The sequence below is a fragment of the Segatella oris genome (genome assembly GCF_900637655.1).
In the GTDB taxonomy this organism is placed as follows: domain Bacteria; phylum Bacteroidota; class Bacteroidia; order Bacteroidales; family Bacteroidaceae; genus Prevotella; species Prevotella oris.
In genome coordinates this window covers 252,150-271,787 of sequence record NZ_LR134384.1, presented here as the reverse complement: position 1 = coordinate 271,787, position 19,638 = coordinate 252,150, and the positions used below count along the sequence as shown (strand labels likewise).

At 43.8% G+C, this 19,638-nt stretch carries 17 protein-coding genes and 1 other RNA gene; 4 read left to right on the top strand and 14 right to left on the bottom strand.

Going from position 1 to position 19,638, the window contains the following annotated elements:
• Positions 1–242: 242 nt before the first annotated feature.
• From EL210_RS01130 to EL210_RS01105, 5 genes are all read right to left on the bottom strand, one after another.
• Entirely contained in the window at positions 243–1,973 is a 1,731-nt protein-coding gene (locus EL210_RS01130) for an acyl-CoA dehydrogenase family protein (RefSeq protein ID WP_018919401.1), read from the bottom strand.
• A 94-nt stretch (positions 1,974–2,067) separates the two neighbouring features.
• Positions 2,068–2,463, bottom strand: coding sequence for an endonuclease domain-containing protein (locus EL210_RS01125; protein WP_018919400.1), 396 nt, complete (start codon positions 2,461–2,463; stop codon positions 2,068–2,070).
• A gap of 88 nt (positions 2,464–2,551) precedes the next feature.
• Positions 2,552–3,574 (bottom strand): electron transfer flavoprotein subunit alpha/FixB family protein, encoded by a 1,023-nt coding sequence (locus EL210_RS01120; RefSeq protein ID WP_018919399.1) that lies wholly within the window; start codon positions 3,572–3,574, stop codon positions 2,552–2,554.
• A gap of 146 nt (positions 3,575–3,720) precedes the next feature.
• Positions 3,721–4,590, bottom strand: coding sequence for an electron transfer flavoprotein subunit beta/FixA family protein (locus EL210_RS01115; protein WP_004377462.1), 870 nt, complete (start codon positions 4,588–4,590; stop codon positions 3,721–3,723).
• 812 nt (positions 4,591–5,402) lie between these two features.
• Complete coding sequence (locus tag EL210_RS01105; RefSeq protein ID WP_018919397.1) at positions 5,403–6,047, bottom strand: DUF308 domain-containing protein; 645 nt, start codon at positions 6,045–6,047, stop codon at positions 5,403–5,405.
• Between the two features lie 99 nt (positions 6,048–6,146).
• Between EL210_RS01105 and EL210_RS01100 the strand changes: the two genes are divergently transcribed.
• Positions 6,147–6,653: a histidine phosphatase family protein gene (locus tag EL210_RS01100; RefSeq protein WP_018919396.1), complete on the top strand. Its 507-nt coding sequence runs from the start codon at positions 6,147–6,149 to the stop codon at positions 6,651–6,653.
• Positions 6,654–6,784: 131 nt separating this feature from the next.
• On the opposite strand, the gene EL210_RS01095 is transcribed toward EL210_RS01100, so the two are convergent.
• From EL210_RS01095 to EL210_RS01060, 8 genes are all read right to left on the bottom strand, one after another.
• Positions 6,785–7,825 (bottom strand): hypothetical protein, encoded by a 1,041-nt coding sequence (locus EL210_RS01095; RefSeq protein ID WP_018919395.1) that lies wholly within the window; start codon positions 7,823–7,825, stop codon positions 6,785–6,787.
• A 111-nt stretch (positions 7,826–7,936) separates the two neighbouring features.
• Positions 7,937–8,995 carry a glycerate kinase family protein gene (locus EL210_RS01090; RefSeq protein ID WP_018919394.1) on the bottom strand — a complete coding sequence of 353 codons (1,059 nt, stop codon included), beginning with the start codon at positions 8,993–8,995 and terminating at the stop codon, positions 7,937–7,939.
• 72 nt (positions 8,996–9,067) lie between these two features.
• Positions 9,068–9,931: a hypothetical protein gene (locus tag EL210_RS01085; protein WP_018919393.1), complete on the bottom strand. Its 864-nt coding sequence runs from the start codon at positions 9,929–9,931 to the stop codon at positions 9,068–9,070.
• Between the two features lie 47 nt (positions 9,932–9,978).
• Positions 9,979–10,677, bottom strand: a complete 699-nt coding sequence (locus EL210_RS01080; protein WP_018919392.1) for an HmuY family protein — start codon at positions 10,675–10,677, stop codon at positions 9,979–9,981.
• A complete protein-coding gene (locus EL210_RS01075; protein ID WP_025879581.1) occupies positions 10,677–13,028 on the bottom strand; it encodes a TonB-dependent receptor in 2,352 nt (783 codons plus the stop codon). Before EL210_RS01075 ends, EL210_RS01080 begins: the two co-directional genes overlap by 1 nt.
• An 85-nt stretch (positions 13,029–13,113) precedes the next feature.
• A complete protein-coding gene (locus EL210_RS01070; protein ID WP_018919390.1) occupies positions 13,114–13,758 on the bottom strand; it encodes a DUF4903 family protein in 645 nt (214 codons plus the stop codon).
• Positions 13,759–13,839: 81 nt separating this feature from the next.
• Positions 13,840–14,322: a calycin-like domain-containing protein gene (locus EL210_RS01065; RefSeq protein ID WP_036889297.1), complete on the bottom strand. Its 483-nt coding sequence runs from the start codon at positions 14,320–14,322 to the stop codon at positions 13,840–13,842.
• 28 nt (positions 14,323–14,350) lie between these two features.
• A complete protein-coding gene (locus EL210_RS01060; protein ID WP_018919388.1) occupies positions 14,351–15,757 on the bottom strand; it encodes a hypothetical protein in 1,407 nt (468 codons plus the stop codon).
• 272 nt (positions 15,758–16,029) lie between these two features.
• Here EL210_RS01060 and EL210_RS01055 point away from each other — a divergent pair, with 272 nt between their 5' ends.
• From EL210_RS01055 to ssrA, 3 genes are all read left to right on the top strand, one after another.
• On the top strand, positions 16,030–16,764 hold the full coding sequence (locus tag EL210_RS01055; RefSeq protein WP_018919387.1) for a helix-turn-helix domain-containing protein: 735 nt from the start codon (positions 16,030–16,032) through the stop codon (positions 16,762–16,764).
• Between the two features lie 119 nt (positions 16,765–16,883).
• Positions 16,884–17,429 carry a hypothetical protein gene (locus EL210_RS01050; RefSeq protein WP_018919386.1) on the top strand — a complete coding sequence of 182 codons (546 nt, stop codon included), beginning with the start codon at positions 16,884–16,886 and terminating at the stop codon, positions 17,427–17,429.
• A 663-nt stretch (positions 17,430–18,092) separates the two neighbouring features.
• Positions 18,093–18,492: a transfer-messenger RNA gene (gene ssrA, locus EL210_RS01045) on the top strand.
• A gap of 151 nt (positions 18,493–18,643) precedes the next feature.
• On the opposite strand, the gene EL210_RS01040 is transcribed toward ssrA, so the two are convergent.
• On the bottom strand, positions 18,644–19,552 hold the full coding sequence (locus EL210_RS01040; protein WP_018919384.1) for a leucine-rich repeat domain-containing protein: 909 nt from the start codon (positions 19,550–19,552) through the stop codon (positions 18,644–18,646).
• Between the last annotated feature and the right edge of the window lie 86 nt (positions 19,553–19,638).

The window sequence follows — 19,638 nt, the reverse complement described above, 5'->3', positions numbered from 1 at the left end:
ATTATATAACATCCTGATTGTCAAAGTATTGTAAACTGTTGAAAAACGGCGCGTATTCTGACCAAAGAGAAAAGGTTTTTCAAATACGCAAGCTATGCAAGGGCAATTGTAAACATCCTTGAAAAGCATTAACATATTATTCTCTTACAGGCATTCCAGGGCAGGGGAAGTAATGAAAAGAGCATGAAAAAGGCTGCACCATGATGCTCATGATGCAGCCTTCGGTCAATATTCAAAAGCATTTAAGCCTCTGTTTCTTCTGCAGTAGTGTCGGCAACAAAGCTCTTTAGGTCGTCAACATTAAACGCCTTAATGTAAGCAGCCTTGCCGATGACATCCTCTTCTGCCATGCGAACGTAGACGTTGGCACTCTTTTCGAAGAGTTCCGGAGCCTTGCTTGCATCGGCAATGATGAGCTGTGACATGATGATTTCTGCTGTCATGTCGTAGAGTCTGCGTGCAAGGAAGTCGTGTTCGTCTTGACTTTCATCGCCGTTTACCTTGTTGAGGGCCTCTTCATAGAGGGCTACAAGCTTGGCAATGCGCGTTTTGAGAGGTTGCATGTTGTCGCTGACGGGGGCTTCAAGCATTTCTTTCATGATGCCAAGATAGGTGCCGTTGGTGATATAGCGCACGGCAGCCACGACCTGAAGTTGGGTAGTTCCCTCGTAGATAGAGAAGATACGGGCATCGCGGTAGAGGCGTTGGCACTTGTATTCCATGATGAATCCCGAGCCGCCATGAATGGAAATGGCATCGTAGGCATTCTGGTTTGCATACTCAGAGTTCGTTCCTTTGGCAATCGGAGTGAACGCATCAGCCAATCGGTTGTATTGTTTCATCTCCTTACGCTCCTCTGGCGTGAGCTTGCGTTCACGCGAAATGTCTTCAAGAGCCTTGTAGATGTCGACGTAACGAGCCGTCATATAGAGCATTGAACGGCCTGCGTCAAGCTTTGCCTTCATGCGGGAAAGCATGTCGTAGACGGCAGGGAAGGTGATAATCTTCTTGCCGAACTGGGCGCGTTCCTTGGCATAAGCAAGCGCTTCATTGTAAGCTTCCTGCTCAACGCCTACGCTTTGGGCTGCAATTCCCAATCGAGCGCCATTCATCAATGACATGACATACTTAATCAAACCTAACTTGCGGTCGCCACAGAGTTCGCATTTCGCATTCTTATAGACAAGTTCACAGGTTGGACTTCCATGGATACCGAGTTTGTTTTCGATATGACGAACGGTCACTCCGCCATCTCTTTTGTCGTAGATAAACATCGAGAGACCGCGTCCGTCGCGTGTACCTTCCTCTGAACGAGCCAGAACGAGGTGGATATCTGAGTCACCATTGGTGATGAAACGCTTCACTCCGTTGAGTCTCCAGGTGCCGTCTGCATCCTGAGTAGCCTTCAACATCACACGTTGGAGGTCGGAACCGGCATCTGGTTCGGTGAGATCCATTGACATAGTCTCGCCTGCAGAGATGCGTGGAATATATTTTTTACGCTGTTCTTCAGTACCGAATTCATACAAAGTGTCTATACATGACTGCAAAGACCATACGTTCTGGAAGCCTGCATCGGCTGCAGCGATGAGTTCGGAAGCCATGGAAAAGACCGTGTTTGGAATGTTCAGACCGTCGTAACGGCGTGGCATAGAGATGCCCCACAAGCCTGCTTGACGTGTAGCCTCAATGTTTTCAACCGTTTTACTGGCGTAAAGCATGCGGCCATTTTCCAAGTGCGGCCCTTCAAGGTCTACGCTTTCAGAGTTTGGCTCAATGATGTTTGCAGCGACATCGCCCGTGATGTCGAGCATACGTTTGTAGTTTTCGATAGCGTCCTCGTAGTTAACGGGAGCGTCTTCAAAAGCATCTTTGTCTGCATAGTTGCGCTCTTTGAGGTCAACAATGCGTTTCATCAGAGGATGGTTCAAGTGGAACTCGATCTCTGGATGGTCGGTGTAATAGTTTGACATAAGCTAAGGCCCCACCCCCAACCCCTCCCCGAAGAGGGAGGGGAGTAGTGTGTTCTCTCCTCACAAAGCAGAAAGGGGCTGGCGATGGGCTGTTTTATTCATTATATAATATGTTTTTTATCTCTTTTATTACTTCTTGCAGATGTTCTGTTACTTGTTCATTGGTGAAGCGTATCACGGTAAATCCCATTCTGTTTAGGGACTCTGTGCGTAGTCTGTCATCATATTCTTGTTGCAGTTCTTGATGATAACCACCGTCTACTTCAATAACCAAATGAAAGTCCAAGCATACAAAATCAACAATAAAGTCACCGATAATATGCTGTCGTCTGAACTTAAAAGTTCTTGGAAGTGACCTCAATTCATCCCAAAGTATAGTTTCGGCAAATGTCATTTTCTGTCGGTTTTCTTTGGCATACACCTTTAGTAGTGCGTAGCGGTCAGGCGAAGAACTCATATAATCAAATGGAGTTATCTTTTTTCCTGTCATATAATGTCAGTTTATTCCAATTGAGTTTTTAGACAAAAAAGCATATTACTCCCCTCCCTCTTCGGGGAGGGGCCGGGGGAGAGGCTTCTTATTTACTGTTCTGCTTATAGTACTTAATCAGCTTCGGCACCACTTCTTCAACGGTTCCATTGATGACATAGTCGGCAATCTTATTGATTGGAGCATCTGGGTCGTTGTTAATGGAGATGATGATGCCGCTGTCTTGCATGCCGGCAATATGCTGAATCTGGCCTGAAATGCCGCAGGCAATGTAGACTTTCGGGTGGACTGTAACACCGGTTTGACCAATCTGACGGTCGTGGTCAACCCAACCTGCGTCTACGGCAGCGCGACTTGCACCCACTTCTCCATGGAGTTCCTTGGCCAACTGGAAGAGAAGATTGAACCCTTCCTTGCTTCCTACGCCGTAACCTCCGGCTACAACAATCGGAGCACCCTTCAAATTGTGCTTTGCAGCCTCTACATGTCGGTCGATAACTTTAACCACATAATCTTCTGCAGGCACATATTCTGCAACATCAGGGTAAACCACTTCGCCCTTGGCTTGACCTTCATAGACTGCTTTCTGCATTACACCCGAGCGCACAGTTGCCATTTGTGGGCGATGATCGGGATTGACAATGGTGGCTACAATGTTACCACCGAAAGCGGGACGGATTTGATAAAGCAGGTTCTCATAATGCTTCCCGGTCTTCTTTTCATCGTAATCTCCAATCTCAAGTTGGGTACAATCGGCGGTAAGTCCTGACGTCAGAGAGGAACTTACGCGTGGACCGAGGTCGCGACCGATAACAGTTGCACCGAGCAGACATATCTGCGGCTTCTCTTCTTTGAAGAGATTGACGAGGATATCTGTATGGGGTGCCGAGGTATAAGGAAAGAGGTTGTCTCCGTCAAAGACATATAATTTGTCAACACCATAAGGTAAAATCTGTTCTTCTACCTTGCCTTTAATGCCGCTTCCGGCAACAATTGCATGCAGGTCTACACCAAGTTTATTGGCAAGTTTACGACCCTTTGTCAGCAATTCCTGTGAAACTTCCTGTACGGTTGTTTCTTCTATTTCGCAATATACAAATACGTTGTTCATAATATGAATGAGGAATGTGCAGTGAGGAATGTGGAGTTGATGCGCAACATGAACCAAGAAGAATGACAGACGAACTTTTCTTTATCCTTCGAAAGCATCTGCATTGCAGTCAATTCCAAAGCTTTCATCCTGCTTCTTTCCTGTTTTTAGCCAATAATCTTTTCGTCTAACAATTCTTTTACCAAGCTTTCTACATCGTTATCGCTGCCGGTAAGCGTCTTGCTTTCCTTTGCTTGGAACACAATGTTCTGTACGGTTTTCACCTTTGTCGGCGAACCAGCCAAGCCACATTGCTCGTAGTCGGCACCACAATCGGCAATGCTCCACTGACCAAGTGTCAGGTAAGGCCGTGTCTCATAAAGCGAACTCCAAGGTTCATCACCTTTACGTTCCATCGGACATGTGGCATATTTATATTTCATCACGCGCTTTGCATGGCATGGACGAGCAGGAGCTGCACTTCCATTAACAGTAATCAGCACGGGAAGTGGAGCCTCGACGGTCTCTACACCACCGTCAATATGACGGCGAATAGTGGCCTTACCGTCCTCAATTTTCACTACTTCCTCTGCGTAGGTCACTTGGTTGAGGCCTAATTTCTGGGCAACCTGCGGGCCAACTTGGGCCGTATCACCGTCGATAGCCTGGCGACCTCCGATGACGATATCCACGTTGCCAATCTTCTCAATGCCTTTAGCGAGGAAATAAGATGTGGCCAATGTGTCGGCACCGGCACTCTTTCTGTCGGTCAAAAGCCAACCTTCGTCAGCGCCACGATAGAGTCCTTGGCGGATAATCTCGCCTGCACGCGGAGGGCCCATGGTAAGAATGCCAACGGTTGAACCTGGGTTTTGGTCTTTGATTCGTAAGGCCTGTTCGAGTGCATTCAGGTCTTCAGGATTGAAGATTGCAGGAAGAGCCGCACGGTTGACGGTTCCTTCAGCCGTCATAGCGTCTTTACCTACATTTCGTGTGTCAGGTACTTGCTTGGCAAGTACAACGATTTTCAATTTCATAGTTAATATGTAAAATATGTGTATAGTTCTATTTTAGCATACGCGCAAAGTTACATTTTTTTTGTTTATTGACCAAATTAAATGCACAAAAAGCGCAAAGTTGTGCACAAGACCCTTTTTTTGTGCAGTCAAGTCAAAGCGATAAGCAGGTAGACATGTATGTTTCTTAGGGCTGATGAAAGGCTAATAGAAAAGGAGTATAGCAGGAAGAGGAAGATATGTTAATTCATTGTAAGGATGTTTACAATTGCTCTTACATAGCTCGCGAATTCAGAAACAGATTTATTGGCGTTCGAAATACGCGAGTTTTGAGCCGTTTAAGCAAAGCATTGACTGTCAGATGGTTATCTTGACAGCTGCATTTTGAAGCGCTTGGTAATGTTGAGAATACTTGCAATTTGCGTCATTTCAGCCTGTAATCTGCGTCAAGATGCATGATGATTTCAGTCACTTTGCAGGCTAAAGTGATAGAGATAGCGGGGCAAGAAGGCTGAAGTGGGGATGTAGAAGCCAAGAAATGGCTTCGCACTTATGCAGAAATGACGTTACTTTCATGTAGAAACAGCTTTGCGCTTGCCTTGAAACCAACATTTCATTTCTATTTGGTGAGGTTTTGAAATGTTAAAAACAAGGTGATAATCTTTACAGAAAGTTATGATGAATCAGATAGAAAGAATATGTCTTTGTAGCTGCCTTGGCTATGGTTCTTAAAGCAATAAAAAAGCCATGTGACGCAGATTGGTTTTCGGGATTAAGGAGAATGAAAATCCAACTGCGTCACATGACTTGGTGAAATCAAGCGGAAGAGGCGTTTATTCGGTCTGTTGTTCCTCTGTTTTTGTTTCATCCTGCACTTCAATAGCAGCCTGTTCAGCACGTTGTTTGGCCATCTGCTTCTGACAGGAATGTATCTTCAGCGAGTTCATACATTCCACAACACCATAGAGAAGCATGCACCAACCGATGACAAACAATGGCGCAGTGGCAATTACGTCAGGGTAGATGATAGCGATAATTCCTGTGAGCAAGATGACCGATGGCATCAACCAATAGAAAAATCCGATGTGGGCAAACTTGCGGGCTGCAGCCAGATTGATAAACTGACTGATAGCTCCGATGATGAGCAGTGCGGCAATAATCAAAATCAGACTATTGATAAACGTGTCTGGAATGAGGGCAAGGATAGCACCGAGAATGACACTTCCCACACCAACAATGGGCAATGCAGGGCGTGGGCCGCCCGAAATCAACTCGCCGTCGCTGTTGTAAACCTCAGGGCCTCCTGATGCTTTGCGCGCTGTGTAATAGGTGGCAAGCGAGACAATTCCCGAGAGAAAGAACATGATGCCAATGGCTATGGTTATCCATTGTACGGTTTGTTCGCGGTATTTAATCAGCAGTGCGCCGACTATCATGGCACAGATGGCGCGGAAAAGTGAACTTCTTAATACTTTCATGATTTATGTTTTATGTCTTGACAAAGGTAACAAAAAACTGTGAACTCATTGTGATGTCTCTCTTGTTTTTTGTAATTTTGCAGCAAAAAGAAGGCAAATATGACAACATTATATTTAGTGCGCCACGGCGAAACCATTGATAATGCAGCCCAGATTCTGCAGGGACAGTTGCAGGGAGAACTCAATGAAAAGGGTATTCAGCAGGCTGAAGCCACGCGTGACAAGTTGAAGAATGAGCAGATTGATGTGTTTGTGTCAAGCGATTTGAAACGTTCTATCGACACTTGCAGGATTATTGCAGCGCCACATCACAAGGATGTGGAGACAACGCCCTTGCTCCGAGAGCGCGACTGGGGTGATTTCACGGGCAAGTTCATACCCGATTTGAAGGATGTGGAATGGCCGGAGAATGTTGAAAGCCTTGAGAAACTGAAGAGTAGGGCACAGAATTTCCTTACCTATCTTAAGACTTCTTTCCCCAACAAGACGGTACTTGCCGTCGGTCATGGCATCATCAACAAGGCCATTCAAAGCGTGTATTACAAGAAACCCATGAGTGAAATCCACAAAATGGATAATGGAGAGGTGAGGATTTACATGCTTTAAGCACAGAAAGCGATAGTGATTGACACTGAAAAGAGAAGGGATTATCATCGGGCGAAAGCCTTCTGATAATCCCTTTTGAGTGAATTGTATATATAGTATAAATAAAAGTGTTGGCCTGTTTGATTGTCCTTTTATCTTCTTCCGCCGAAAACGCCATGGCTTCCTTGGGTTGTTGAGCCTCCGCCGAATGAGCGGGTAGGTGTGTTTCCGCCGCCGAAAGATGGGCTTGGAGCACTGCCTCCGAACGAACGTGTAGGCGCATTGTCATTGAAAGAACGGCTTGGTGCGCTGCCGCCAAAGGTGTGTCCTGTGCTTGGACGGTCGAAAACGTGGGTTGGTTCCTGGATAGAACTACCGCGGTCAGCACCGAATGGGCGGGTAGGAATAGCGGGAACAGTAGACCGGGTGCTGCTCTGTCGGTTGTTGAAAGCGCCATTACCACGGCTTTCGGATGCAGCACTGCCACCAAATATACGTGTACGTGTGTTGTTGTCAAACGAGCGGTTACTGCGTGAGTCGTAGTTGTCGTAGCCGCCGAATGAGCGGTTCCCACGCATGTCGTTACCGTAGATGCGGCTGTTTCTGTTGCCTCCGAACACTCGGTTCTCATTGCCGTAGTTGTCGAAATTGCGGCTGCTGAAACCACGTCCATAGTTGCCTTGGTTGAAATGATCACGCATACCTATGTATCGATGTGAGTCTCTACAACCGAAATCCCGACCGCGATACCAACTTTGTCCGCCATTGATTCGCCAGCTGTGTCCACCGCGATAGACGGCATAGAAACCTGGCCGACCGAAATAGAAGTAGTCTCTATGTGGGTAACGGGCATAGACTCTGAAGCGCCAGTAGCCGTCGTTATAATAGAGTGGGCGATAGAAATAGTTGGCTGCGCAATAGGTTCTGTATTGCCAATCGAGCAGAATATAGCTTAAATCAAGATTGCGTTGTGTCCAATAAACGCCGTAGAGGTCGCTGTAATCATTGACACTCATCAGATAGTCGAGGTTGATTTCGTAGGCAGCCTCATACTGTTCGTCTGTGAGGTTCAGTTCATACGCCATCTTGTCAGTAAGGAACAAAGCCTGCTGGCGAGCCTGTTCATAGCTCATTGCATTGGCCGAGACTGTTAAAGTGAACAGTGTTACGAGGGCTAATATAAACTTTTTCATACCTGTATGTTTTATTTGTTGCTATATAAATAATGATATCCGAGGCTCTCGTTGCCTCTTCTTCACATTGCAAAAATAGAACAAATAAAAGGGTAGGAGAAAGGAATTTCCCTAAAGGGGGAGAGGAAATTCCCTAATGTTGGCTATGGCTTGGTCGCGCATCATGGCTTTGTGGAGTGGCATGTCGGCAGGAGTTACGCCGCATGCCGCCCTGAAACCAGCAGCCATGAGACGTTCGTGGTCTTCAATCTGGCCTGAAATTAATAAGGTTGGAATGTGGTGTCGGCAGGCATGCTGCATGATAATGGCCGGCAGTTTGCCCATGAGCGTCTGGCTGTCGCTCTTTCCTTCGCCTGTGATGATAAGGTCGGCATTGGCAATGATGTTGTCGAAATCGAGCAGTTTTAACAGCAGTTCTGCACCCGACAGCATCTTTCCGTTGAGGAATTGCATAAAAGCATAGCCCAAACCTCCTGCTGCTCCCGCACCGGGTTGCATGCTTTTATCTATTCCCATGCTTTTGGCTGCATGCTCTGCAAACTGCTTTGCGCGGGCATCCAAGGCTTCAATCATAGTTGGTGTGGCTCCTTTTTGGGCAGCAAACACGTGGGCTGCACCGTTAATGCCATAGAGAGGGTTCGTCACATCGCTTGCCAATATGATTTCACAACGGTCAAATCGGGATTGAATATCCTTGAAATTTCCTTCCGGAGCAAAGGTTTCAATCAGAGCACGAAGCATGCCTATGCCAGCGTCGCTTGTGGCACTGCCACCCAATCCGATAATCATTTTGTGGCAGCCACGGCGCAGTGCATCGGCAACAAGAAGTCCTGTGCCATACGAGGTGGCACGCATGGGGTTGCGTTGTTCAGGCTCAATGCGCATGAGTCCGCTTGCCTGTGCTATCTCTATGATTGCTGTTCCGTCGCTGGTGATGCCATATTGCGCCTCAATCCGCCGCATCAGGGCATCGCGGGTTGGCACAGAAAGACGCTTGGCTCTCGTGGCTTTGCAGAATGCTTCGAGCATACCGTCGCCACCATCTGACATGGAGAAAATCTGAATGTCGGCCTCATTGTCGCGCTTTCTGATGTTCCCGGCAACGGCATTTCCTGCCTCTTCCGAGGAAAGGCTGCCCTTAAAAGAGTCCATGGCAACAATATATTTCATAGCACTACACTGATTTTACCTTCTTTGAAACCTTCTTTTTTATGATATTTCTGTAGAGAAAAAGTCCTGTTGTTATCGCTTCACCTGACCTTTTCGCCATAGATAAACGCCCAAGACCGCAAAAGCTGTCAGGATAATCAGCATGGGAAGCGCGTATTTTTCAGGCTCGACCCAGAACTCCTTGAAGAAGTTGATTCGGCCAAGTATCTCTACGGGCACCCAAAACACAATCACTGTGGCTACCGCCATACGGATATTGGCACCCCAGGAAGCAATATGCAGTTGCCTTTCTAACATGAACAGCGACCCCACAAGGCAGCCTAAGCCAACCAAGAACGTAACAGGATGATGATCACCAAAGAAGTTTTTGTCGTAACAGAACATCAACAAGAGATAGGAAGCCCACAGCATCATGTTGGTTTCCATGAAAGTTACGATTGAGGTGTGACGTGTCATGGGCTGCACGACAATTGTTTTTCGCTGGCTGCGGAAGCACACTTTCTGCACCCATGTGATGAAAAGACAGCCATTCTTCGTGCTGAACACATACATCACCATCGTCATCATCCACATGCCAAACGATGCAGGAAGGATGAGATATTCAGGTTGTGTGACCGTCTTCCCATATTCTATTTCAGGCTGGACTCCATAGCGGCGGGCATAATACATAAAGAGAAACTCTACCCATCCCGTCCAGAAGAGGAGCCCACCGAACAGTCCCCATAAAGTCTGTCGGGTGTCGCCTTTCACAAAGACGCCGATAATCACCATCACAAGTCCTGTCAATCCAATCATGAAACCGGCCACATGCAGGCTTCCCTCATTCATGAATCTTTCCATTAACTTCATGGCTCCGTGTCCCAAAGGCATGGCAAAGAGTACTACTAAGAATGAGATGAGTGTCTGTTTGATATACCACTTCTTGTTATTTCCCATTTTTTCTATTCGTTATCTACTGTTTATTTAACTCTGAAAAACTTATTTTATTTTAATTCGTCACAGTAATAACTGATCTGACCTCCTGTATCTCCGACCTCAATGTCGCCTTTATACCAACTTATAATCTGCAGCTTGAAGTAGCGTTTACCATCGGCGGTGCGCACAACATAGGTGTGGAAAGAAGGCGAATATACCGGTGGTGGCCCGGTGAACGTCATGGCTCGTGCCAATACAGGATTGGCATCAGTCTTTGTTGTGGCTGGTCCCCGGTTGGGATCAAACCATGGATTCTCATTAAAATCAAGGTGATTGGCAATGAGATACTTATTCCAGTCGTTGCGTGAATAGGTAATTGATACCGTGTGATCATCTACTGCCCATTGGATGGTGTTGGGAAGTTGTGAAACGGTTTGCCATTTTTCATAATTCCCATTGCCTAAGTCGGCAGCCCCACCTTGACCGTTTCCCGAAGTTCCACTATTCGTTCTGAGACGGTAGCCACAGAAAGCGAGATCCCAGTCCAAACGGTTTCTCTGTTCACCTTCTTTGATGTCACTGCCTGGCTGATAGCTGTTGAATACCTCACCTGTACGCAGATTGAAATAAATCCAATCATTGGTAACACCTGTAGAATAACCACTGACACGGGGGAGTGTCTTCCCCGTGAAAGGCTCGGCATCGTATTTTACACATGAGGTGAATGTAAAGAGCGCGCCTAAAAGTATATATAGTGTTGTTTTCATTATTTATGTTTCAAGGTTTTGATAATGTCATCGACTAAGAATTCCACTTGAATATAGCCTCTTGTGCCGCATGTCGCCGGTACATTGAACATCGTGATTCCCGATCCTAAAGTATGAGGAACGTAGTTGAATAGGTTGTCAACGCCCAAGGTTACTTTTACTTTATTGCAGAAAGTCTGCACGACGGCTAAATTACAAAGTACATATGTAGGCAATGTACAGCGGAAATAGGCATCGTAACTCTTGTGATGTTCGTCTACCCACACGCGGTCTTGCACATCAAATTGCTTCTGTCCCATGAACGATGCACTGAGAATGCTCTTCAAACGATAGTTCTTTTGGTTGAACGTATAGTCTAAACTGCCAGTTGCCGCATGTGGAGATGTGGTGTTTACCTGTATGCCTTGCTGTTTACTTACATTCACATAGCTGTAGGTTCCATTAAGGGTAAAGCCTTTCGCGAAATGCCATTTGAGAATTGCTTCAATGCCCAACATGCGCTGATTTCTTAGATTTGTATATTCAAAGTTATATTGCATGTCGTAAATATGCCACACGCCTTCAATCTTCTTTCTGAAGAAGTTTCCATATGCATTCACGTTGATGAAGAAACGATCTGTGGTGTATTCTGTGCCGAATGAAATATAATGGTTCTTCTCCGGGCGTAATTCTTCGTTACCGCGGATTTGAAACATGCCTAAATGATCCCAGTTAAAGAACAGTTCCTTGATGCTCGGTGCACGGTAGCCCATGGAGTAATTGGCACGAAAAGCCCAGTGATTGTTGAGTGAATACTTGGCTGCAAGCTTCGGCATCCACATGAAACCAAAAGCTTTCGAGAAGTTTGTGCGCACACCAGTTGATAGTAACCAATGTGTATTGGGTATCCATTCATCTTGTAAGAAGTATTCAGTTTCGTGCAAAGCACGTGTTGTCATCTTGCGATTCACAAAGCGATCGCTCGTCAACTCATCGCTGGTATGCTCTATTCCGAAGATAAGACTGTGGTGATTAAAGTAATTACTCGTGACAGTCAGGCGTGGTTCGAGGATACAGCTCTTATAAACCTTCTTGCGTTCATCAAGTCTTTCATGCCTTTTGAAGCGATCATAAAAGTCTGCATGCATACTTAAGTGGACAGAAAACCAGTCTTTTACATCGTATTTTGCTTTGAATCCCGTCATAAAGTCACGGCTCTGCGTGAATGTCATGTCTTGAATCAAGTCATAGGAATTCATGAAAAACAATGTACCATAGGTCTCAATAGATAGGTTCTTGATAGGATCGATATAGAATTTCTGTGCCAACGACACATGCTCCGTACCCTCGATGCCCATTGGAGAGCGCTCAGCTACGCTGTTTAAGATAATGTCATGCGGTAAAAAAGGATTGGCTTCTTTCGTGTATACCTTTTTATCATGTTTGGATTGATACATATAAAAGGCATCACTTTCACTGTACCAAACGTCTGTCTGCGAAGTAATTTTCTTGTATTTCATACCTGCAGACACCCATGCTTGTAGGTTGGGACGGTCGCTATTCTTCTCAAACATGTAAAGAAAGTCATGCTTTGAAGGATGTTTATAATTACGTTGGTTCATCTGTCCCCAGCGAAAACCCGCTTGAATGTCTATCGGCTTCGTGGCTTTCTTGGAGATAAGGTTGATCACTGCACCTGAAGCACGACTCCCATAGAGCGTACTGCTGGCACCTTTTACAATCTCTATGCGGTCTATAGCGTGCAGGTTAAAACGCTCATAGTCAAGGTTCCCCGCCATTTCTCCCGTCATTCGTTCACCATCTTGTAGGAAAAGCACGTGTCGGGCATCTAATCCTTGCATGGATATTTCATTGCCAAAGCCTACTTTCTGGATGTTCATACCGGGTGTTTCCTGTTGAAGTGCATGCTGAAGGTCGCTGTATCCGGCATCCACTAAGGCTTTTCCACCCAGCACTTGCGTAGTAACAGCCGACAGTTTTATAGGGCGTTCGGTGCGGGAACCTGTTACAACAACATCATTCAGGTGCATAACATCCTCCCGCATCACAATATTTATTGTAGTGTTCTGAGGCAGTTGTATATCTCCAGAAACAGAAATATAGCCTACAGCTGTAGTCTGATAGTGGTAAGTACCTCGCCTTTCAATGTTGAAAACGGCTTCTCCTGTAACATCGGTCACGGCATTAAATTCTGCTTTAGTGCTGTTTTTGGATGTAAGCGAGATATAAACACCTACCAAAGGTTGCTGTGTTCCTTGTTCCTCTACTTTGAATTTTACTTGCTGCTGAGCCCATAAAGTCATGAAGCTGAAGCAAAAAAGCAGTGTAAGGAATAGTTTTTTTCTTCTCATGTGCACTTTTTCTATACAAAAAGAAATGTGGATAATACATGCATTACCCACATTTCTTTCATGTCATTATGTAGAGATGTGGTCACTACAGACCATGTTCCTCCTTGTATTTCTTCAAATCTTCTTCATATTTCTTAAAGTCTTCATCGTATGTTTTGATGCGATTTTTATCAATGGTTTGCAGGAAACACTCCGAACGCACATTCATCATGTTGTAGTTAACGATGAAGTTTATTTGATGACTCATTACATTATAATATCCTTTTACGGTACTTCCCATTGCTTTAGAGGGTACACCTTCATTGTCTGTTCCTGATACAGAGCCATTCTCGCCATAAAACTTAATCCATCCTTCTCCTTTGTATTCGTTCTTTTCCCAAGAATTAAGCTGCATCGCTTTTACCTCACAGTTGAAGTTTATAATCATTCCCATCTTACCAACAGTAAAGTTTAACAGCGAAATTGTAAAGCTTTGTGGGGCTGTTTTACTCCAGGTAAAGTTGAATTTAGTGGGGCATCCTGTTGGAAGTAAAGTCTTGTTAACACCACCCATAGTAGCATGGGTGTTAAGGACAATATCTCCTTGAAGAAAAGATTTAGCCTCGTTCACCAACTTAATGTCGGCATCGGCCCTTTTCAGTTCCTCATCTGAACTGCAAGAAATGGTGAGGAAAATACATAAGAAAGATAGAATAAACAGCGGAGTCCTGCGAAAATATGAATATATCATGATTAAACCATTGAATAGAATACTACTAAATTCGAAATTTGCGACAAAGCATCGTAGCATGCAATGCCGCAAACTATTATTTTATTGGTGTCCCTTGAAAGTAACAATTGCCTTGAAAGGAATTCCAAAATATTTTGCATTCACCGATGTAACGGTGAAAGTCAACTGGCCATCGGAGGTGATTGTCCCTGAAAGATCTGCGTTGAAAGAACTTTTGGCTTTAGAAAAACCAAATAATTTCAATATAATAATATTCTGCATTGACGGCATGTTAAACGAGCCGTCTGCAGAAACGCTGACATCTTCTGCTATTACCAGGATAGTCCCCGGCATCTTGCCAGCTTTGAATTCTTGAAGTTCTATGGTGTAGGTTTGGTCTGACGTCTTTGTTACAAATGCCGTTACAGCTTGCCCAGAGGCTTTTTCTCCATTCATATAAACGCGAGTCAGTGTGCCGGAATAAGCTACCCTGTCTCCAACATGGAACTCATTAGCAGCGTAAACACTATTTGATGAAACGATGCACCATAGTAGCATCAACAACGAAAATATTCTTTTTTGCATGATAAGTTAATCTGAAAATTAAAACTGTTTATTTCCATTTATAGGGTTTGTATTCGCTATTCCAAGCATAACCATCACCGAGGTATTTATTATATTTCGTTATAAAAGCCTTTGTCTCGTCTTTTTTGTAGACATCTTCTGATAGCGTTAAACTAATAGTATTCGTTTCAGACAGGTCTACCAACTCGTTAGCACCACCATCATAATAATACTTTAAGGTGGCAGGATAAGTTATTTTGCAATTTGGAAGACGGAGTAACATGAGGTCTTGAAGGCCTTTTACAAAGCTTAAATCAATCTGTTTCAACTTAGGCAAGTCAATAAGACTAATGCTATTTAATATTCCTTCACCCGAATTCCGAATTTTCACATCTTGTAAGTTCTTACAATCTTGCAAACCTAAAATGTTTGTAAAGAACACATCAAAGGCCTCTGCCTTTTGGTTTCCGATTAATGTTTGTGAAAAATCTAAGTGCTGAACTGTATTGTTGTGCGTAAAGTCTAAAGCTGCTAAACTTGTTGCTTTTGTGAAGTCTGACTCTGGGTTGGTATCAATGTTAGTGAGTGCTAACGCTTTTATGTTTGCTCTTGGGGCAATATACGCTATGGAACAATGGTTCGTACAATTCAAAGCAACTCCGAATGTTTTGTAGAAAGGATTGTTGATAAAGTATTCTATACCCTCAACAGATTTTACTTTATTAATATCTTCAAATGGAATCAAAACATTCAACATCACATTTTGTCCCGTTGCTTCCAACGACATAGGCTTGCTGATATCAATGGATGTTTCGTCAACAAACAGATCTTTGAATACCGTTTTAAGGTATTTTCTGAAGTATTCGTCGGGAATTTCTCTGATTGTATTATAGGTTTCCAACTGTCCTTTAGCGTTGATCATCTGCATGTCAACCTGTTTCTTCTCGGCTTTGCTTTCAGTATAGAATGGCATCAAGTCTTCTACATTATATTTAGCCGTAGCCGGGAGATAGAGTTTTGTCAGTGGTCGAAGAATAGTTGTTTTTACTTCATCATTCTCAACCTTAGTACTTACTAAGCCTTCAAAATCATAAATGTCGTTATTTGTCAGGTCGACACCGGTGATTTGAGCAGGAAGTTTAGTGAAATCAAACGTTGGACCATAGCCATTATTGGCGAGTTTCAACTCATGGAGGTTGGGAAATATGTCGAGTTCTGTCAGGTCTTTCAACTTCGTTCCACTCAAATCAAGTGATGTAGTATTATTGACAAGATCGTTAAGTGCTAACTGACCGTTTTCATTAAAGGTGTAACCCTTTGCTTTCAAGATGTTTACTAACTCTGCATTTTTCAATGCTTTTGAACTGTAAGAGGGTGCATCGTTCTTGTCACTGCAAGAGAACAAGGCCAATACACATAGTGCCACGACGGACAATAAAATTGATTTCTTTTTCATGACTGTAATTATATTGGGTGCAAAGGTAGACCTTAAAAATAGATAAAACAATACCCATTTTTTAGGATTTTTTATAAAATAAAGTCCTGTTTGGCTATTCATTTCTGTAAACTTCCCCTCGTTTGAGTATAGGTTTTTCTATCGATTATATTTCTATACAGCCTTAAACAAATCGTATTTTCACTTTGTTTATTTCTGTTTTTTCATTATTTTTGCACAGAAGTAATCGTATTTTAAGCCATGGCAACAGGCTTTAAGAAGGAGAAGAACGTATGAAAGCATATCATTCTTTAGTCGTTTTTATGTTCATTGTGGCTTGTGCAGCATTGTCGAGCATGCACAGTTATCGCAGTGCCGAGCGTGAAATGGTGGCCGATATGAGTCAGGCGCTGATGCAGACTTTGGCAGAAAAGAGCGAAATGACAATCACCCCGGACACTATTCTGACCTATCGCAGCCATCTTCGGATAATGGCTTTGCGCGAAAAGTCTATTGTCTATTATGCAATGAATGGTGATGAAGGCATGTTGTCTACACGTCCGATGCGTTGGAAAAACCAACATTCAACTGCTGACTTTCAAGCTTTTGCACATTGTTCAGTGGCTTCTGTTTTGGCATTCTCCGACCAACGGCTGCCTCTTTCTTTTTCGGCCATGGCCTTGTTGTGGGCGATTTTCTCCATAGGTTACTTCAAACGTCATCGCAAGGGGATGATAGTTTTCGGTCATCTGATGTTTTCAGAAGCTGAAAACCGCTTCTATACGCTGAAGCATCAATCGGTGAAACTCACGCCGATGCAGCATGTGTTGCTCCTTATGTTCTTCCGAAGTCCACATCATCAGCTGTCGAAACAGGATATCTGTGATGCCCTTTGGCCGAAGAAACCCGATGCCAACGACACGCTTTATACGCTCATCAAGCGCATCAAACCCGTGCTTGAAGCCGAAGGACGACTGAAAATCACGTCAGAGCGCGGGCGTGATTATCGGCTCGAAGTGATAGAATAGGGGATTGCAATGTGGTGTGTTATCGTTCCTAAAATGACATTTGTCAGTTAAATGTTGGTTTCTTTTTAGTTGGCTTTGTGCTGCTTTGTTTTATTTTTGCGCTACAAGAGCATCGCAAAATGAAGAAACTATTGCTTTTTATCCTTCTGTTTATTATCGCCTGTTGCGTGGCCATGTTCCTCTTTCAGCCCGACCAGCGCGAGCCCCAAGAGCGTTTCAAGGAGGGAATGAACTTCGAACAGTTCAGCGTTTACACGGATTCCATTTTCGATTATCAGTTTGAATATCCCTCGTTTCTGCGCCGCGAGCATGTTGAGGGCTATGGGTGTGGTCATGTACAGTTTGGTTTTCACAATGGTGTTAACATTGTCATGGAGTGCAAGGTGGTTCCCGAGAGCGTCTATGCCTATCGCCGTGGAAACTTCATGCAGCGTGGTCGGTTGGCTGATATGCCTGATTATGCCTACACATCTCACTATATACGCAGGCACAGACGTTGGTATGTGCTCACGTTGTATTATCCGGTTAGCTATCAGAAAGCTGTGGGAAGAATATTATATAAGGTAGAAACATGGCAGGCTGCAGGAGCCGATTACAGTCTGTTGAAACGCAGATTTCGCTCAAAGTGCAAGTCGAAAGGAACCTCATCTCATCATAGGGAATAGCAGCAAGAAAAACAGATAAAAATTTACGGAAATTATGACATTGGATTTTAATTCTCATGGTTCTGTTTTTCGGGTAGATGCAAAAGAGAGGAGTCTTTCGTTCAGATAATCTTGCCATTTGCATCATCTTTCGTGCTGACTGCTGTCAAAAGGCATGATGAAATGACGCAAGTTGCAACGTCATTTGACGCATATTGCAGGCTGTTTTCATAGATTTTACACGGCGGTCTGCGTGAAGATATGAAAAAAGGGAAAGCGTGTTGCCACTTTCCCTACGGCAAAGATAATCAATTTTTAAGGCAAATGCAAATGTGGTATGAAACAAATTTACAAAAACAAAGGCGCAGGAGGAGTGCTGATCTCCTGTTAATCTGCATGATATTCGGCATCTCAAATCATGTCAATCCGGTGTAAACGTCTCTTCCCTTGTTTGTGTTGGTTGATTGCATGAGGTTGGAGTAGGGGAGATAACCGTTGGTGTTGCAATGGATTTATTTTCATAAATAATCGCCTTTAATTTTGCTTTTTTCTTAAATTCTTGTAACTTTGCAACAGAATATGCCTGTCATGATTTTGTTTCTCGACGAATATGTAGGGAAATTTCTTTATGAATAAGGCTGTTCAGCGTAATGCCTTGCTGTTTGTCGGCAGGCACATTCTCTCGGGGTTGACTGGATTTGACGGCGAGATGAAATGGTACGTAAGCACGCGGAGCCTCGATTATTCGCTCCTTAATCTGAGTGGTCAAAAAATTAATTGGCGAAAATAATTACGCTCTCGCTGCCTAATCGAAGTATAGTAGATTACTGGCTTTATTGCGTCACAAGGTGATGCAACGAGACACTGCTCCAAGGATGTTGTTCCGAATCTAAGGGTCAAGCGGTGCAGGTAAATCGGAAATAGCGCTTGGATGCCTCGCTCCGGGCGTGAATTCTTTAGAGGATAAGGTCATAGTTGGTGGTCCAGGTCTTGCTATGACACGAAAATGAAGGCTGGAATAAACGTGTAGAAAGCGTATGGTTTCCTTGTGCGGACGTGGGTTCGAATCCCACCAGCTCCACTCGATGTACTCTGAACAAGAGTTTACAAGGGATTGATTAAAACAGAAAATCGCCGTAACTTTAATGAGTTGCGGCGATTGTTCGTTCATATAGGATAATATTTTGAATAATAGACAGCGCTTTGATGCTGAGAAAAAACTAATTTCAAGCGCATTATCGCTCTATGCGTTTCACCACCTTACCATTAGAAAGTTTGATGATGTTCATGCCTTTCACAGGATGGTTTATGCGCTGTCCTTTGGCATTATAGCGCTCCACTTCGACTGCGTCTTTGGAAGTTGCAAGGGAATTGATGCCTGCCGTCTTTGGATCTTCACCGATAAACTGTACTTTTTGGGTCAAGTTTAGCTTGTCTTTATAGTCATTCAATGATGCCTTGGGTACATATACTTTCTCGAGTTTTGAGCAATCTTCAAAGACATCTTGCCCGAAAGTAGGTACTGATGGAGAGGTAAAACGGAGCGTTTTTAAGTTATTACATTCGGAGAAAGCCTCATATTTAATGCTTGTGAGAGAAGCAGGGAATGTGACTTCTGACAGCTTTGTTTTAGCAAAGGCTTTATCATTAATTTCAGAAAGGCTCTCGGGAAGTGTGCATTCTTTCAATGATTGACAGTTGTAGAATGCATTTTGTTCTATCTTTTTAACTGTTTTGGGAAGTTTCAGTGAGGTGAGGGATCTGCAGTTATAGAACATATGAGAGTCTACTATATCGTTTTCTTTAATATTATAATATTTTGTGGATAGTCCTCTTTTCACCTTATAATAATTGCCACCACCCATAACAATCTTTGCATCAGATAGGTCGAGTGAAGAGAGTTTCCCGTCTGTTTCATTGCCATCCATATCTCTCCCGGCCATTTCTCTTAAGAAGCGTACGTCGTCACTATTGATAGATCCTGATACAATTAATGAGGTGATAGTGAACTTCTCTGCCTGTTTTATTTTCTGAGAGAGTTCTCCTGCTTTATCCAATGTTACCTTTGTCTGTGCAAAGGAAGCTGTACAAAACAAAGTTAATGCTATGCTCAGCATGCTTTTCTTGAATGTAATAAACTGCATAGTTCTTTTTCTTTAAATGATAGATTAATGAAATGTTGCTTTATTTGAAGTTTGACCAATCAGACGATTGAACCGATAGGATAAGT